Source organism: Candidatus Eisenbacteria bacterium (assembly GCA_030017955.1).
GTDB lineage: Bacteria > Eisenbacteria > RBG-16-71-46 > JASEGR01 > JASEGR01 > JASEGR01.
In genome coordinates, this window is the sequence record JASEGR010000032.1 from 15,755 (window position 1) to 32,147 (window position 16,393).

At 51.4% G+C, this 16,393-nt stretch carries 12 protein-coding genes; 4 read left to right on the plus strand and 8 right to left on the minus strand.

Translation table 11 applies throughout. From position 1 onward, the window contains the following. Window positions 1-29 precede the first annotated feature (29 nt). From kbl to QME66_06915, 5 genes are read right to left on the minus strand one after another with little or no spacing between them, the layout of a single operon-like run. Window positions 30-1,277: a glycine C-acetyltransferase gene (gene kbl, locus QME66_06895; GenBank protein MDI6808691.1), complete on the minus strand. Its 1,248-nt coding sequence runs from the start codon at window positions 1,275-1,277 to the stop codon at window positions 30-32. A gap of 10 nt (window positions 1,278-1,287) precedes the next feature. Beyond that, window positions 1,288-1,542 (minus strand): acyl carrier protein, encoded by a 255-nt coding sequence (locus tag QME66_06900; protein MDI6808692.1) that lies wholly within the window; start codon window positions 1,540-1,542, stop codon window positions 1,288-1,290. Window positions 1,543-1,578: 36 nt separating this feature from the next. Then, window positions 1,579-3,279, minus strand: a complete 1,701-nt coding sequence (gene acsA / locus QME66_06905; protein ID MDI6808693.1) for an acetate--CoA ligase — start codon at window positions 3,277-3,279, stop codon at window positions 1,579-1,581. A 17-nt stretch (window positions 3,280-3,296) separates the two neighbouring features. Next, window positions 3,297-3,653, minus strand: a complete 357-nt coding sequence (acpS, locus tag QME66_06910; GenBank protein ID MDI6808694.1) for a holo-ACP synthase — start codon at window positions 3,651-3,653, stop codon at window positions 3,297-3,299. Window positions 3,654-3,659: 6 nt separating this feature from the next. Beyond that, window positions 3,660-4,889 (minus strand): alcohol dehydrogenase catalytic domain-containing protein, encoded by a 1,230-nt coding sequence (locus QME66_06915; GenBank protein MDI6808695.1) that lies wholly within the window; start codon window positions 4,887-4,889, stop codon window positions 3,660-3,662. A gap of 348 nt (window positions 4,890-5,237) precedes the next feature. On the opposite strand from QME66_06915, the gene QME66_06920 reads away from it, so the two are divergent. Genes QME66_06920 through QME66_06930 form a run of 3 tightly spaced genes read left to right on the plus strand, consistent with a single transcriptional unit; the run spans window position 5,238 to window position 8,579 of the window. Then, window positions 5,238-6,104 carry a lysophospholipid acyltransferase family protein gene (locus tag QME66_06920; protein ID MDI6808696.1) on the plus strand — a complete coding sequence of 289 codons (867 nt, stop codon included), beginning with the start codon at window positions 5,238-5,240 and terminating at the stop codon, window positions 6,102-6,104. Window positions 6,105-6,117: 13 nt separating this feature from the next. Then, window positions 6,118-7,296: a glycosyltransferase family 4 protein gene (locus QME66_06925; GenBank protein MDI6808697.1), complete on the plus strand. Its 1,179-nt coding sequence runs from the start codon at window positions 6,118-6,120 to the stop codon at window positions 7,294-7,296. Between the two features lie 8 nt (window positions 7,297-7,304). Continuing rightward, a complete protein-coding gene (locus QME66_06930) occupies window positions 7,305-8,579 on the plus strand; it encodes an MFS transporter (protein ID MDI6808698.1) in 1,275 nt (424 codons plus the stop codon). A 3-nt stretch (window positions 8,580-8,582) separates the two neighbouring features. On the opposite strand, the gene recG is transcribed toward QME66_06930, so the two are convergent. After that, complete coding sequence (recG, locus tag QME66_06935) at window positions 8,583-10,646, minus strand: ATP-dependent DNA helicase RecG (protein MDI6808699.1); 2,064 nt, start codon at window positions 10,644-10,646, stop codon at window positions 8,583-8,585. 226 nt (window positions 10,647-10,872) lie between these two features. On the opposite strand from recG, the gene rpmB reads away from it, so the two are divergent. Continuing rightward, complete coding sequence (rpmB, locus tag QME66_06940) at window positions 10,873-11,085, plus strand: 50S ribosomal protein L28 (GenBank protein MDI6808700.1); 213 nt, start codon at window positions 10,873-10,875, stop codon at window positions 11,083-11,085. Between the two features lie 21 nt (window positions 11,086-11,106). Here rpmB and QME66_06945 read toward each other — a convergent pair whose 3' ends face one another. After that, a complete protein-coding gene (locus QME66_06945; GenBank protein MDI6808701.1) occupies window positions 11,107-12,876 on the minus strand; it encodes a GAF domain-containing protein in 1,770 nt (589 codons plus the stop codon). 137 nt (window positions 12,877-13,013) lie between these two features. Further along, window positions 13,014-16,187, minus strand: a complete 3,174-nt coding sequence (locus QME66_06950) for an FG-GAP-like repeat-containing protein (GenBank protein ID MDI6808702.1) — start codon at window positions 16,185-16,187, stop codon at window positions 13,014-13,016. Window positions 16,188-16,393: the final 206 nt, after the last annotated feature.

The following is a 16,393-nucleotide window of genomic DNA, read 5'->3' on the forward strand; positions in this document are numbered from 1 at the left end:
ACGGCGCTCCATCTTACCAACAATAATTCTTAGAGACCAAACGCTGCGATGATTTCGTCTTTCTTCTTTCCGAGGATATTGTACTTTGCGCCGATCTTCGTGAACGCTGCGATGGCCTTGTCGAGATGCTCCTTTTCGTGAACGGCAGAAATCTGAACTCTTATTCTTGCCTGTCCCTGGGGAACCACCGGGAAGGAGAAGCCGATGACATATATCCCTTCCTCATAAAGATCACGCGCCATGTCCTGGGCGAGTTTCGCATTGTACAGCATTATCGGCACGATCGGATGAACACCTTCCCTGATATCAAATCCCGCCTTGGACATCTTCTCCCGGAAGTACTTGGTATTTGCCTCAAGTTTGTCACGCCGCTCTGTTGACTTCGAGATCAGTTCAACGACTCTGATTGACGCCGCGACGACCACTGGCGGCACAGTATTTGAGAAAAGATACGGCCGTGCACGTTGACGGCACAGCTCGACGATCTCCCTGCGGCCGCTCACACAGCCGCCGGCTGCGCCGCCGAGAGCTTTGCCAAGCGTAGTCGTGATTGCATCAATTTTTCCCACGGTCCCGCAGTGCTCATGCGTTCCTCTGCCGTTTTTCCCGAGAAACCCGGTAGCGTGAGAGTCATCGACCATCACCATTGCATCGTACCTATCGGCCAGGTCGCAGATTTCATCGAGCTTCGCGACATCGCCATCCATCGAAAAGACGCCGTCGGTAATAACCATTCGAAAACGGCATCCCTGGGTCTCCTGGAGTTTCTCCTCAAGATGTGCCATGTTTGAGTGTTTGTAATTGTAGAGCTGGGCCTTGCAGAGTCTCATTCCATCGACAATTGATGCATGGACAAGCCGGTCGGAGATCATGGCGTCGTCTTGAGACAGGACGACCTCAAAGAGCCCCGCATTTGCCTCCATGCACGACGGAAAAAGCACTGTGTCCTCGGTGCCAAGGAACTGAGTCAGTTTGTCCTCAAGTTCCCTGTGAATGTCCTGTGTGCCGCAGATGAATCGAACAGAGGACATGCCGTAGCCTCTCGCATCGAGTCCCTTGTGCGCGGCTTCAACTACTTCGGGATGGCTTGACAGGCCGAGGTAATTGTTCGCACAGAAGTTTGTTACTTCCTTGACCGGGGCTCCCAGCGGGTACTCGACTCTTATGTTTGCATCCTGCGGTGACTCGATGTACCTCTCCTCCTTGTACAGCCCGCCGCCCCTTATGGTCGACAGTTCACTGCCGTAGAACGATTTTGCTTTGTCGCTGTATGCCATAATCTCTCCTTCAGGATCTTCCGAATTCTTTCAAGAGGTTGAGGATGTTGTTGACCGAATCAAATGCCTGAGGTGTTGCCTTCTCATCCGGGATCTTGACCTGGAATTTCTTTTCCAGAAATGTCTTCAACGACACCATTGAGAACGAATCCACAATGCCGCTGGATATAAGTTTGGTATTCTCGTTCACTTCCTCATCGGAATCTTCGTCAAGATACTCTTTCTTCACATAGTCAATTATCAGTTTCTTCAAATCTTCAGCCATAGACCCTCCTTGAGAGCATGATGAAACGATCCTGACTCAGTCATTTTCCAGTGTTGACGTGTCACCAATCTCCTCGCCCCATTCCTTGGAGCGGAGGAGTCTTCTCATGATCTTGCCGCTCCTTGTCTTGGGCAGCGATTCTACAAACTCGATCTCCTGGGGCATTGCCAACGGCGACAGTTTCTTCCTTATGAAGTTCATAATTTCCAGTTCCAGGTCGCTGCCGGCCTCATAGCCCGGCTTGAGTGCAACGAACGCCTTCACTACTTCCATGTTTATCGCATCAGGCTTTCCAACTGCGGCAGATTCGGCAACTGCTTTGTGCTCGAGCAGTGCGGATTCGATCTCAAAGGGGCCGACAAGATGACCTGCCGTGTTGATGACATCGTCATCGCGGCCGACGAACCAGAAATATCCATCATCGTCCACACTCGCCCGGTCACCGCAGATATACCAGCCATTCTTGAACTTGTTCTCGTATGTTTCCCTGTTGTTCCAGTAGTCTTTCATCATTGAAGGCCAGCCCGGTCTGAGCGCGATAAGTCCGACCGAGCCTGCATTCGTTATCGGTTCAAATGTCTTGGGATTGACGATGGCAGCCGTTATCCCCGGAAAAGGCCTTCCCATTGATCCGGGCTTGACCTTCATGCCCGGAAAATTTGTAATCACTATCGCACCGGTCTCCGTCTGCCAGTAAGTGTCGTAGAAAGGTTTGCCGAACGCCTTCTCAGACCAGATCACCGCTTCAGCATTGAGGGGTTCCCCAACACTGCAGAGATGACGAAGTGACGTAAGATCGTTTTTCTTCACAACATCAAATCCGTCTTTCATCAGAAGGCGAATTGCCGTTGGCGCCGAATACCAGACTGTCACCTTGTATTTCTCGATGAATGAGTACCACTTCGGCGCGCTGAATCCCGCATCCAGAACAACCTGCGTCACGCCGTTTGCCCACGGGCCTATGATGCCGTATGACGTACCTGTGACCCAGCCCGGATCGGCAGTGCACCAATAGATATCATCCGGCTGAAGATCAAGCACCCATTTTGTGCTTATGTATTGGGCGATGATAGAGGAGTGTACGTGCAGCGCTCCTTTTGGCCTGCCGGTCGTCCCGGATGTGTAATGGAGAACTGAAGGCGTTTCCCGGCCCACGCTCACGATGCCGAACTTTTCGACCCTCCCGGCCTTCTCCATGGAGAAATGGATTTCATCCTTTTCCGGCTCCTTATCATCTGCATCAACAATTAACACGTTGGCGAGCTCTGGGAGATGTTTCCTTATTCTCCTTACCTTTCCGGCATGTCTTTTGGTCGTGAGGATCGCCTTTGTCTTGGCATCATCAAGCCGGGTGAGCAGAGCCTCGTCTCCAAACGCCGAGAACAAGGGCTGGGCGATGCCGCCCATCTTGAGGATTCCTATGAACGAAATATAGAGCTCGGGAATCCTGTCCATGAAGATGCAAATTCTGTCGCCGGCATTCAAACCGATATCTTTCAGGAATTTGGCAAAAGTGTTGCTGCAGATCCTTATGTCATCGTAGGTGAACTTCCTGACATGACCATCGAACCCTTCCCAAAGAAAGGCAAGCTTCTGCCCGAGCCCTTTCTCGCAGATTCGATCGCTGCAGTAGTAGCCAATGTTGAAAAGTCCGCCTTTACCGTACTGGAATTCTTCAGATGCAGCATTCCAGTCAAAAGTCTTGTATTTCTGCTCGTACGGACCAATGTTGCTCATGGGGTCCCTTCTTGTTATCACTCGATAATGACCAGAGCTGCCGCGTAGTCTTCTGAATGAGATTCTGAAACGTGAATCTTCTTGACCGACTTCGCCCTGGCCGCCCTCTCAAATGCGCCGGATAGAGTCACCTTCAGGTCTCTGGATATCTCTATGTCGTGCCAGTGAGTGCCAAGCTGCAGACCGCAGCCCAATGCCTTGAGGACCGCTTCCTTCACTGCAAACAACTTTGCCTGCAGGAAGTCCTGCCTGTCGCTTCCCCGAATGTCCAGGATTTCCTTCTCGGTCAGGATCTGGCCGAGAAACTCTTCCTTATCCTGAAGGTGCTTGAACCTCTCTATCTCAACGAGATCTACGCCGATTCCCTTGAACATGAGGACTCAGGGTCTCAGCAGGACTTTGATGGCGTCCCCGTTTGCGATAGCCCGAAAACCTCTGTCGAATTCCTCAAGGCGGATCTGATGAGTGATAAAACCGGATCTCATGAACCGCCGTGCCAGGCCCTTTTTCAGAATATCCGTCATCATATCCCAAGTCGACCAGACGCGCCTCCCGATTACACCATGGATGGTGACACCTGGGAAGATGACGTTTTTCGCAAAATCAAAAGGCGTTGTTCCGTTTGTCAGTCCGAGCAGGGAAATCTCCCCGCCCATGCGGAGAATCTTGAAAGCATCCTCGTAGGCGCTGTAACTGCCGGACATTTCCAGAACAACATCAACGCCAGTGCCAGAGTTTTGCTCTTTCGCAACCTTGTGAAACAGCTCTCTCTCTTCAGGAAGCGACACGTCGAAACACTCGCTTGCTCCCAGGAGCCGCGCGATTCTGAAACGCGTGTTCTCCAGCTTCTCGTGTGTGTTAGCTCCGTGGGATGCATCGCTGACAAGAACTTTCTTCGCGCCCGCCCCTTTCGCAATTGCCACAGACATCAATCCGATGGTACCGGCGCCCAGTACTGCAACTGTCTTCCCCTTGATTCCCGACAGAGATTGTACCGTGTGCGTTGCATTGCCGATTGCATCCATGAAAGCCACAATCTCTTCCGGTATCTCTCCATTCCTGAAGATCAAGAGATTCTCAGCAGGGAGCACGATATACCCGGCAAAGGCACCGTCACCATGCAGTCCCCGAATTACGGTATTCGTGCAGACATGATATTGTCCCAGCTTACATTGCGTGCAAACTCCGCAAGTAAGGTGCATCTCTGCCGTACTGACAAAGTGCTGATTCAGGAATTCAATGAAAGTCTTGTCTCCTGCAATCTGCGCTGCCGTCCGGCTCCGGGTGAACCTTTTGATATCTTTGTACTGCTTTGCCTTCCGGATCACCAGGTCAGCCAAATGCAGTCTGGCCTTGGGTCCCGCATCGGTGATCCTTCCGCAGAATTCGTGGCCGAGAACGACGTCGGGGGTTGACAGCATCAGCATGTTGTTCTTTATCGAAGCCTTTGACTCGTAAATGCCGACGTCGGTCCCGCATATGCCGGCAGCAACAACCTTTAACTGCACATCATTCGTCTTCCGGACAACAGGGGTTTCTCTTTCGACAAGCAGCAGGCCGCGTTCCCACGGTTTATCCGTTGAAGGCTTTTCTTTTGCGACTGCTTTCATTGCTTACTCCTTCGCAAACGATGAGGTTATGCGGTCGAAGATCCAAAGGCCTTCGGCGCTAACAGACAATCAGTGCAGCTGCGACGGGAGACTTTGCCACAGATTCACCGGCAGTGACAATGGATTATCTCACAGACCGAGATACATCATCAACATGAAACTCCGGGCGTCTTGTCAAAAATATCGCATTGATTGCGCGCAATCCCATAAAAATCTTGACATCCCTCCGCCGGATGCGTAGCCTATGTGCACCGATACACCGTCCTTTTCATTGGGCCCCAGCGCTTGAATCTGATGCATGAGAAGCGGACCTTCCCGTTGTATTTTGAGCAGAAAGGATGGCTTCGGATGCTTTCGAGGAGCTTCTTCCGACTTGCCTCTGCCACTGCCTCTCTAATTCCGCTCACGACAGGATACTTCCTGGCAAGGCTTCTTGTGCCTTTTCACATCTATTGTTTTCCCCGCAGGAGGCAGGCAGTCAATTCCAACCTTCTGACAATCCTCAAGTCCGGAAATGCTTATCTTGAGAACGGCAAGAGCGTGAGAGAACTCCGGAAAGAGATTTTCACAAGTTTCAACTATTTCCTTTTCGAGTTCTTCCGGACTTCATCAGTCGGAAGGGAAACCATCTTCAATAACGTCAGCGTGCAAGGATCTGAAAATCTGGATTCAGCACTGTCGGAGGGAAAGGGAGCGATAATAGTCGCGTCTCACATCGGAAATTGGGAAATCGGCGGGACATATCTTGCTCTGTCCGGCTACAAGCTCAATGTAGTAGCAGGCGCCCAGCTCGGCAAGTGGCTTTCCCCTCAGGTCAGAAATATGAAGGAGAGGTTTGGAATAGACGTGATTTCGCCTGAAAAAGGATACAGAGACCTTTTTCTGGCTTTGAACAGGAACGAAATTGTGGTACTTCTTGTGGACGGAAACCTGTACTCCGCGGGCTTCGAGGTAGAGTTCTTTGGACGAAAAACCCTGATGCCTCGCGGGCCTGCCGTCCTATCAATCAAGACAGGTGCTCCCATCGTGCCGGCACATGTTGTGAGGCGGGGAAGGTTCAGGTTTTCCATTGACATCATGGCACCTGTGCACGCTCCTCAGGGCGAAAAGGACATAGTGGCGGAAGAACTTACGGAGCACGTGGTGTCAATACAGGAGAAAGACGTAGCCGAGCATCTCGGACAATGGTGCATTTTCAGGAGCGTATGGTCTTAGAAGAGGACTTCTCGTGAAGATAGCGATTGTGAGTCAAGCTTACTATCCTACCTACGGGGGAGTCACCGAGCACGTGCACTACACCTCTCATTTCCTCAGAGAACTGGGGCATAAGGTCAAGATAGTAACCGGACGGATGCCGGCAAACGGAGGAGAAGAGATAGAATTTCCGGATGTAGTCAGGATTGGCAGGAGCATTCTTATCCCGTCCAACGGATCTTTTTCCAATTTCACGGTGGGAAGAAAACTAAGCGAGAGGCTCAGAGATTTCCTGCTGTCCGAGAATTTTGACTTACTCCATGTACATGATCCTCTGGCCCCGACGCTTCCGCTCTTTGCCAATATGAATGCCACATGTCCAGTCGTCGGCACATTTCATTCCTCGGCAAAGAGAAGTAGAGGATATCAGCTCTTCAGGCACTTTCTCAGGAAGCACCACGCCAACCTTGTCGGAAAGATAGCCGTCTCAGAGCCGGCCAGGGAGCTCATCGCGAAGTATTTCGGCGGCGAATATGTGATAATTCCAAACGGCGTCGATACAAACAGGTTTCATCCCGCAAATGAGCCGCTTCCTGAGTTTCTTGACGGGAAAGTCAATCTTCTTTTCGTGGGCAGATTGGACCCAAGGAAGGGGTTGAGCAATCTGATTGAGGCGATGCCAAGAATTTTCAGAGAGCTTGGAGGAAACGTCAGATTGATAATCGTTGGGGGTGGATATTTGAGAAGAATTCTCGGCCAAAAGGTCGATGGGCACATAAAACCCCATGTCCACTTTGTCGGTAAGATCTCCAGAGAACTCTTGCCCAGGTTCTATGCCACGTGTGACATATTCTGTTCTCCTGCTACCAGGAACGAGAGTTTCGGAATCGTTCTCCTTGAAGCCATGGCTTCGGGAAAACCAATTATCGCTTGCGACATCCCTGGATACAGAACTGTTGTGACTGATTCCAGGGAGGGTCTCCTTGTTAAGCCAAAGGACCCCGGCTCTCTGGCGGAGGCGATAGTCAATCTTGCCAGAAATGGTGCTGAGAGAGCCGCCATGGGAGAACTTGGAAGAAAAAAGGCCCTTTCTTATTCCTGGGAGCGAATCACCGGAAGGATCGAGAGTTACTATTCCGAAGTTCTCGGCAGGAAAAGAGAATGTACCTCCCGTTTTGCAGAACCCTCCGTCTTTACAGCGGCCCAAACCTGAATACCAGATTGAAGCCACGACTTTTTGCAAACCTCGACTACGCAGCACTCTGGACAGGACAGTTCGTCTCAATATTCGGGGACAGGCTCAATAGCCTCGCTCTCTTCGGCCTCATATCGCAGGAAACTCAGGAATTCAGGATTGCCGGATCCTCCTTTGAGCTCTCGAAGCTGACCATATTCATCCTGCTGCCCGCAATCCTCTTTGGGCCATTCATAGGAGTCCTCGTTGACAGATGGAATACAAAAAGGGTCCTCATGTCGTGCGATTTGATAAGAGCGGGGCTCGTGATACTTATTCCATTCGCGAGGACGCTCTCGGATTCACTCTATCCGGTCTATGGCGTCGTGTTTCTGCTCTACACGATGAATGTCTTCTTCCTGCCTGCACGTTCGGCGATCCTGCCGGAGCTTGTTCAAAAAGAGAGGCTTCTTCAGGCAAACTCGGTTGCCTCTTTCGGGGCAATATCCGCAACAATCCTGGGCTCTGCGTTGGGCGGTTTCATAGTTGCAAAAGCCGGCTGGAGATTCGCGCTTTATCTTGATTCGCTTTCATTTATGTTTTCTGTTGCTGCAATCTCGTTCATAAGGTATCACCCGGCGAAGAGCCCGAACCTGGCGGCAAATGGAATCCCCTCCGACAGAAGGCAGGTCCGGCTTCTTGCAGAGCTTAGGAGGGCGGCTCTGGAAATAGTAGAGGGATGGAGAACGATAAGATCGAACAGGAGCGTAAGAATTTCCATTCTTTCTTTCATCTTTCCAATGGCCGGAGGAGCTGCCCTTCTTGTCGGGGGAACCGCCCTTGTGAGAAAGGTTTCTGGTGAAATCACACAAGCCATGGGATTTCTTCTTGGGGCGTTGGGGTGCGGCGCGATTTTTGGCTCGATTCTGATGGTCCGCTACGGAGGAAAGCTCACGAGGAGTCACATAATCACAGGAGGATTCGTTATTCTCGGAATTTCAATCTTCCTCTTTACATTCGCCGGCAGTTTTTTCCAAATGACTCTGATAGTCTTTCTTATGGGGGCTGCAATATCTCCGATATTCATTACCAGCGAGACGACGATCCAGCAATCAGTGGCCGAAGGAATCAGAGGACGGGTCTTCGGGACCAGAGATTTTTCAATGAGGACTCTGTTCCTCATTTCGGCGGTATTTGTCGGGCTGTCCGTCGAACGTATCGAAAGAAAAGATATTCTGAGATTCGTCGGTTTGGTGCTTTGGTTTCTTGCTGCCGCACTTTTTGTCTACATGAAGCGGAAAAGAGTCATGCAGAAGCTCTGAGTGTCAGGCGGTATCGGCAAACTTTGAGGCCTGGCCTATTCTCCTATCAAGCGTTTTCCGCAGGATCTGATGGTCTGAATCTGCAAGCGCCGGATCTTTCTCAATAAGTTGAAACGCATCCTCCTTTGCCTCGGTCAAGATGCCAAAATCAGCTGTCAGGCTTGCAATTCTGAGCTCCGGCAATCCGTGCTGTCTTGTCCCAAGGATGTCGCCTGGCCCCCTCATCGCAAGGTCAGCCTCGGCAATTTTGAATCCATCTGATGATTCCTCAAGAATTCTGAGCCTGCCAAGACTACTTTCTTCTCCGATCAGAATGCAGTAGGACTTCGTTTCCCCGCGACCCACGCGGCCGCGGAGCTGGTGGAGTTGAGAAAGGCCGTACCTTTCCGGGTGTTCAATAGCCATTATTGTGGCATCGGGAACATCAATTCCAACTTCCACCACAGTAGTCGAAACGAGGAGCTTGATCTTCCCTGTCCTGAACTGCTCCATGACTTTGTCTTTGTCTTCCCTCTTCATTCGTCCATGAAGAAGTCCGATCTCAGTTTTCTTGAAGAGCGGATTCTTCTTCAGAGCGCCCGACATCTCAACGGCAGCTCTCAGGTCGGTCCTTTCAGTCTCGTCAATGACCGGGTACACCAGGTAGGCCTTGTGTCCATGGGACAGTTTATCGCCAATGAACCTGTAGACCTTTTCCCGATTCTCGACAGAGGTTGCCTTTGTAAGTATCTTCTTTCTCCCCGGCGGAATCTCGTCAAGAAGCGATATGTCGAGATCGCCATAGAGAGTCAGCGCAAGTGTCCTGGGAATCGGCGTTGCAGTCATCACAAGAGTGTCGGGGGAAACTCCCTTCTCCCTCAGTGCGAGCCTCTGCCTGACGCCAAAGCGGTGCTGCTCATCAACAACTATGAGCCCAAGATTTCCGAATCCGACCCCTTCCTGAATGAGAGCATGCGTGCCAACGACAAGGACCGGCTCTCCCCTCCCGAGGACATCACTCATCTCTTTTCTCTCCCTGGCCTCTGTTTCCCCGGTCAACGGGAAGATTCGTACGCCAAGTCCAGAAGTAAGTCTCTTGATTGTTGCGAAATGCTGCCATGCGAGAATCTCGGTCGGGGCCATGAACGCAGCTTGATACCCGTTTTCAACGGCCCTCAAGCATGCGTAGATTGCAACGACCGTTTTCCCGGAGCCGACGTCTCCCTGAAGAAGCCTATTCATTGGTCTCGGACCACGAATGTCTGATTCAATCTCACGTATCACTCTCTTCTGAGCTTCAGTAAGGCGAAAAGGAAGTTTCTTCAGAAAGGTCCGGGAGACATCTTGTGGTATCCCGAGCTTCATGTATTTCGTCAGGGCTTCATGCTCATTTCTCATTCTCGCAAGAACGACCTCAAGGAAGAAGAATTCATCAAACACAAGCCTTTCTCTGGCCTTCATCTGATCTTCGGACGAAAGAGGAAAGTGTATCTGTGTCAGAGCTTCTCCCAGAGGAAGAAGTTTCCTCTTTTCCAGTATCCCGCGCGGGAGATGCTCCCTGGTCTCGCCGATTAGGTCGTCCAGCGCCCGCTTTATGAGGCCTCTCAGAAACTTCTGGCTCAGGTTCGCAGTAAGTGAATAATTGGGGACTATCCTCCCGGTGTGGATAAGCTCCGTTGACTCTCCTTTGACTACCTCATAGACGGGGCTCTTCATCTGAATGCCCCTGAATAGGACGACCTCGCCGTAGAGAACTACGGTCTGGCCTGCCTTGAAGACCCTCTCAAGGTGCGGCTGATTAAACCAGACGCACTCAATCTCACCTTCTTCATCACCCAGATAGAGGACAAAGTCGCGTCTTCCCTGGCTCGTTCTTCGAACTGAAAACGAAAGCACTCTCCCCACTGTTGCCGCCTTCTCTCCCGGCCTGAGACTCGAAATCGGCTTCAGATTCGAGCGGTCTATGTAGTCACGCGGGTAATAGTAGAGAAGATCCTCAACCGTGAATATCCCGAGCTTCATGAGGATGGAAGCGACTTTCGGCCCCACTCCTTTCAAGTATTGAGCAGGCTGCAACAGCTTTTCCACAGCGCTCCCTCCGTGAGATCAACTTTGCGGATCGCGTCCCCAAGCTACACCAACAGGTTCACAAGGTCAACGAACCGAAGCTTGCCCTCATGATTCTCGGCAAGCTCTGGGCTATTGCATTTCGGGCAGGGTGTGCTATTCTAATGAGAGCTTCGATAAGAATACAAAGCCGGACAGACAAGTTTCTTGATGTGACAATACTTGAGGCGCAAAGAAGGAGAATGTGATGGCTAAGAAATGCGATATTTGCGGAAAAGGCGGGCAGTTCGGAAGTGCCGTGAGTCACGCACACAACGTTACAAAGAGAAGATGGCTTCCGAATCTTCAGAGAGTACGGGTTATCATTGACGGCCAGGTGAGAAAGCTTGATGTGTGCACGAACTGCCTCAAGTCAGATGCAGTGCAGAAAGGGATTAGGGCCGCAAGGAAAACTGCCTAGAGTTATCTCTGGGACGGCACACTAGCTGACGCCGCTTGTCTCTTTTGTCCTTGAGCTTTCAACATCTATCATCTTTTGGCCGCCAGGGTATTCCGTTACTGCGGCCTCTATCAGGCGGGCCATCTTCTCGGTTACTTCCTTTATCCTCAGAGCATCCTTCTCAATCTTCTTCATTCTCTCCACAACGCTCGCGTCGTACTTCTCTTTAGTCATCGATACAAACTGGGAATTGCCGACGATAGATGCAAGTGGGTTGTTTATGGCATGGTTGAGGGCAATCACGGTCTGTGTCACCGCTGCCAGTCTTTCAGATTTCACCAGTTCATCCTGGGTAGACTTGAGATTCTCATATGCCAGCTTCAACTCCTCGAATAGCCCGGCGTTCTCAATCGCTACGCCTGCCTGACTCGCCAGAGTCGAGAGAAGCTCCAAATCCTCGAACGAGTAAGCGCGTTCCTTTGTGTAGTTCTGGACACACATCACTCCGGTCACTCTCTCGCCCGAAAACATAGGAACGCCCAACCACGACTGGGCATTGCGGCCAATAGCGTCAACTCCAAGTTCAATGCATTTCTGCTCAACATTACACGGTATGTTTAGCGGTTTAGCAGTCCTTATTATGTGCTCGGTAAGGCCGTTTGCGAACTTTCGTTGTGTCTTTCTCTCTCTCTTTGTTCCTTCGTCGATGTAGATTGGGAACTGGATTTCGTTTCTTTCTTGGTCGAATATGGCGATATAGAAACTCGAGGCATCCATGAGTGTCCCGGCCTGCTTGTGGATGAGGTCGAGGAGCTCATCCAGTCTCAACGTCGAACTTATTGCCTGCCCAATCCGGCTGAGTGCCGCGAGTTGAGCTATCTTCCTCTCTTTCTCGCTGAAGAGTCTTCCATTTTGAAGCGCAATTGCTATTTGCGTGCCCATCGAACTGAGGAGCTCAACGTCCTCCCTGGAGAACTTGAGTCCTTTCCGACCTCCACAGGAGAGTGCCCCGATGAGTCTGTTTTTTGCGCTCAAGGGAACGCAAACATACTCTCTTACGCCGATCTCCCTGGCATGAGGAGCGGTGAGTCTGCTGTCGGACGCAAGGTCCTCCACAACCTCCGGCTTCCCGGACTGGGCAACCCTTCCAGCTATACCTTCTCCAATATTGAGCACTGAAGCTTCCTTTGCCAACCGTGGAGGAATGCCTATTTGAGCGGCAAGACTAAGCTTCTGCCCGTCTTCGTCGAGAAGGTAGAGTGCTGCTGCTTCGGTGCCCATGGCCGAGGCCACCTTTGTCAATCCCTCATTCAAGATTACGTCCAGGTCCAGGGATTGGCTTGCTGTATCAGCAAGCGAATAAAGTACAGAGAGGTCTCTGTTTTTTCTGATGAGCTCCTCCTGCAATGTTCGTTCGACCGTGATGTCTCTGATTGAGGCAATTGACTTGTCTGTTCCAGAAATAAGCCTTACAGCTATATTGGCTAGCCTTTCTTCTCCTGACTTCGTCAGAAACGTGAATTGATATTCATTCGGGATGGAAGAGTCGCCGGACCTTCTCCCTTTGTGATATCCAAGAATCCTCTTTTTCTCTGCCTCAGGAAGGAAGTCGGTGATCATCATCTTTCCTTCTATTTCTTCTTTTGAATACCCAAAGATCTTCACGAACTCCGCATTAACAGACTCAAGAGTTGTGTCACCGCGCACGATTGCGGAGCCACTTGTCGAATACTCAAAAACTGCCTCGTACTTTGTCGCGGCCGACTTGGCCTCGCCTTCAAGCCGCTTCAACTGGGTGAGTTCTTCAGGCATAAGTGTTTCCTTTCGGCATAGTTATCGGCAAAACAGTTAGAAATCCGAAGCTTAATCTGATTGGGACTGAAACAGCAGGGAAGTCGGTGGATCCGGGCGGGGAACTCATTCCTGAAGGTTGCGGAAACGCGAAGTCTCTATCTCAGGATTGCAAGTTTCCTCATGTAAACCTCCTTCTTTCCTCCTGAGCGGGCCTCTACTCGAACAAGATAAAGACCGGATACTGCTTTGGTACCGTCCCATGCAAATTCATTATCCGTCGCTCCTGCGAAATCTCTGGTCTCTTTCCAGACGACTCCGCCTGAGACCGTGAGAACACTTGCTTCAATAGTCGCATTCTTGTTCAAGAAGAACCTTATTTTTGTCCCCGCCGAGGTTGGATTGGGATAGCAGTAAAGGTTCTCGACAAGCGGGGATTCGGGAAGAACCTTTGGCGATGGGAAAAGCGAATCGGGGTAGTAACCTCTCCTCGCTGAGTTCTGTAGAAATGTCGGCCAGGGTGATTTTCCTGCGCTATTCAAGGGAAGCTCCCAAAGGTAGAAGAACCCATCATCGCTGCCCGCTCCCAGCTCCTGTTTCCCGTTTCCATCAAGGTCGCCGAACACCGGGGTCGAATTGACAGGTCCGCCGCACGTGAGGGGAAAGCCGGGGAGCTTTTTGCCGTCCCCTTTGAAGCCGTGAATAAGTCCATCCGGCGAGCCAACAATGATCCCGAGGCCGCCGTCAACGTCAACGATTATGGGTGACGAAGAAATCTCCCCGGAGCTGGAGATTTCGATCGGGAATCCGGTTACATGGGTGCCATTATGGTTGAACGCGTAGAGTTTTTTCCCTGATGCCACCACTACGTCCAGAAAACCGTCATTGTTAACGTCGCCGAGCGCAGGCGACGGAATGACGTACAGGTTCTGAAATGGGTCTCCCGAAAGCGAAACCGGCCAGCCGGCCGCAACGGCTCCTGAGATTTTTACTGCGGTCAGCGTGTTCTCAGGAGTTATGAAAATAATTTCAGGCACGTTATCTCTGTCGATGTCGCCGATCGATGGAGAAGAGCTCGCAAGTCCGAGCCTCGGAGTCAGGTGCGGACTTCCAGGATATTGAGTTCCGTCCATTTTCACGAAGAAGACCCTTCCATCACCCGAGACCGCTATGATCTCCTTCTTCCCGTTCACGTCAATGTCGTAAGATGAAGGCGTCGCCCTTACCTCACGTCCGAGATACACGGGGAAACCCGGGAGCACCGCGCCGGTAAAATCACAGGCATGAAGCTTGGAGTCGTCTGAACCCCAGATGATTTCCATCTTCCCGTCCCCATCCAAATCCGAGAGAAGGGGCGATGAGACAATCATTCCGTCCGTCTTCACCGGAAATCCGCTCAGAGAGTCGGCTCTGCCATTCGAGTCGGCATCCTTTGCCTTCCAGACATAGAGCTTCCCATCCGTATCGCCCGTGCAGATCTCCGGAATGCCGTCTCCATCGATGTCAGCGATAGACACCGAAGAGAACACGGCTCCCGATGTCTCACCAATCACGGCAAGCGGCACTTTGATGAGTGCGCTGTCCCTTCCGGCTTTGACATAATAAGAAAGCGAATCGCTGTTTGCTATGAACTTGGAACCATCCGGCCTCCAGGCGTAGACCCTCCCGTCCGAGGCTGCCGAGACTACCTCCGGTTTTCCGTCGCCATCAAGGTCGTAGAAAGCGGGAGAGCTCATTGTGAATGCGCCGGCGGATTCAACCGGGAATCCTCTTTTTCTCCATCCGGTATTGAGCCGGAATGTCATCAGCGTGTCACTCCTGCTGATATCGCTAACCGAAATATAGGTAAATGCCCCGTTGTTCGTCTTTGAGTTAGGGACAGTCGCGTCCCCGAATGACCGGTTGTTTCCAAGAAAAAACGGGTCAAACGGGCTGCCGTAGCTGTCGTACGGTGAACCCCTCCAATATTCAAGATCCTGAATGCCGTCGGCCTCTTCAAGGTCAACGCCCTTGATAGCCCCTGCCTGAACTTCCTGGAAATTCCCGTAAATGATGTCTTCATCAATGTGCCAGATAAGAAGCCCTGACCCGGGCAGGAATGCATCGTATTCGTCAACGAGGATGAGGACTCCATTCTTCATCAACCCGAAGACTGTATCGACAACCGTCCCTTTGAGGTTGCTCTGCCTGTTTTCAATAAGAAAATATTCGTGGCCGTTTACAGGAATTTGAACAACCGAGCTGTCGGGGTGGTAGAGTTCGACCGCTCTTAGTGTGATTGTCGAATCGACGGCACTATCAATCTTTCTCGGAGTCACCCAGCCCAGGAACTTCTTGACCCAGGCTGAAGGCTGCCCCGGAATGAAACCCTGACCGAGATATCCACCGTCTGACATGAGGTCCCATTCGCCGACACCGACAGACTGGTAGGAAACATCGTAAAGATCCGGAAGGCCCAGCTGATGACCGAATTCGTGACAAAGAGTCCCTTGTATTCCGAAGAATACGTCTTCAAACCTCGCCTTCTCGGCGACGATTGAGCCGCCCCAAATTGTATCTGCCCCGGCATGGGCTGTGAGCGGCGGCTGAAAATCGAAGATGGTAACGGCAGGCAGGTCATATGGCGGATACGGAAGGAAAGATCCGCTCACCTGAAGCATTGAACCTGCATGGAAGAGGACAATCCCGTCATACGCCTTGAATGACGGCACGTCCTGCTCCGCCTGGTATATGGCATCCACAAGAAGAGCGCCAAGACCAAACCCCCATCTATAACCGTCACCGCTGACCAGGTTTTGTCCGTAATCGCTGTAGTAGCCCAAGGGGTGAGGAAGGGTGTAGCTAAGCGATTCCGCGGCGGGCATGACGGTACCGATGATTTCGAGTTTTCCGCCTTCCCAGGTCGTGTCCGGACTCAGTCTCAGCCTCCCTCCGGAGACAGCCTGGTAGTAGTTTCTCAGCGCGTCAAACTGCCTCTCGAAGTATATTTTTGTGTGCGGGGGATCGTAGAGGAGGTTCTTCCCTCCGTCCGGAAGAAGAGGGTCTCCGTATCCCACGAAGTCCATCTTGCCGTTTCCGGTTGAATGAGGGTCATTGTCTTCCTGGAATTCTACCCTTATCCCAAGGACCCTGAGAGTCTCCGGGAATGCAGATAACTGCAGGTCGGTCAGATGAATCCCTTTCTTCTCAAACGCAAGTTTCCTCTCCATCCGCTTCTTTTCAAGTATGGATCTGCTGAAAGGCGTGCCGGGAGGAATACCCTGCTTGAACGCCCATGCAGGCTGGCTCGGCGGGAAAAGCGATCTTGGAATGGAGACCTTGTCTGAAGCCAATGCGGCTCCGCGAGGCAGGAGACAGCTCAAGAAGGGAAAAACAAGAATTTGTGCAACAAGTAACCTAAGAAGGATCTTTTTCACAATGGATAACGATTCTACTTGCCCCGGATGTGGAAGTCAATCTTAGTCAAGGTGTTGTCAGTTAAAATTCAAAACCGGACTATTTAAAGTTGAAAACCGGACTCTGGTCTTGAGGCATAGAA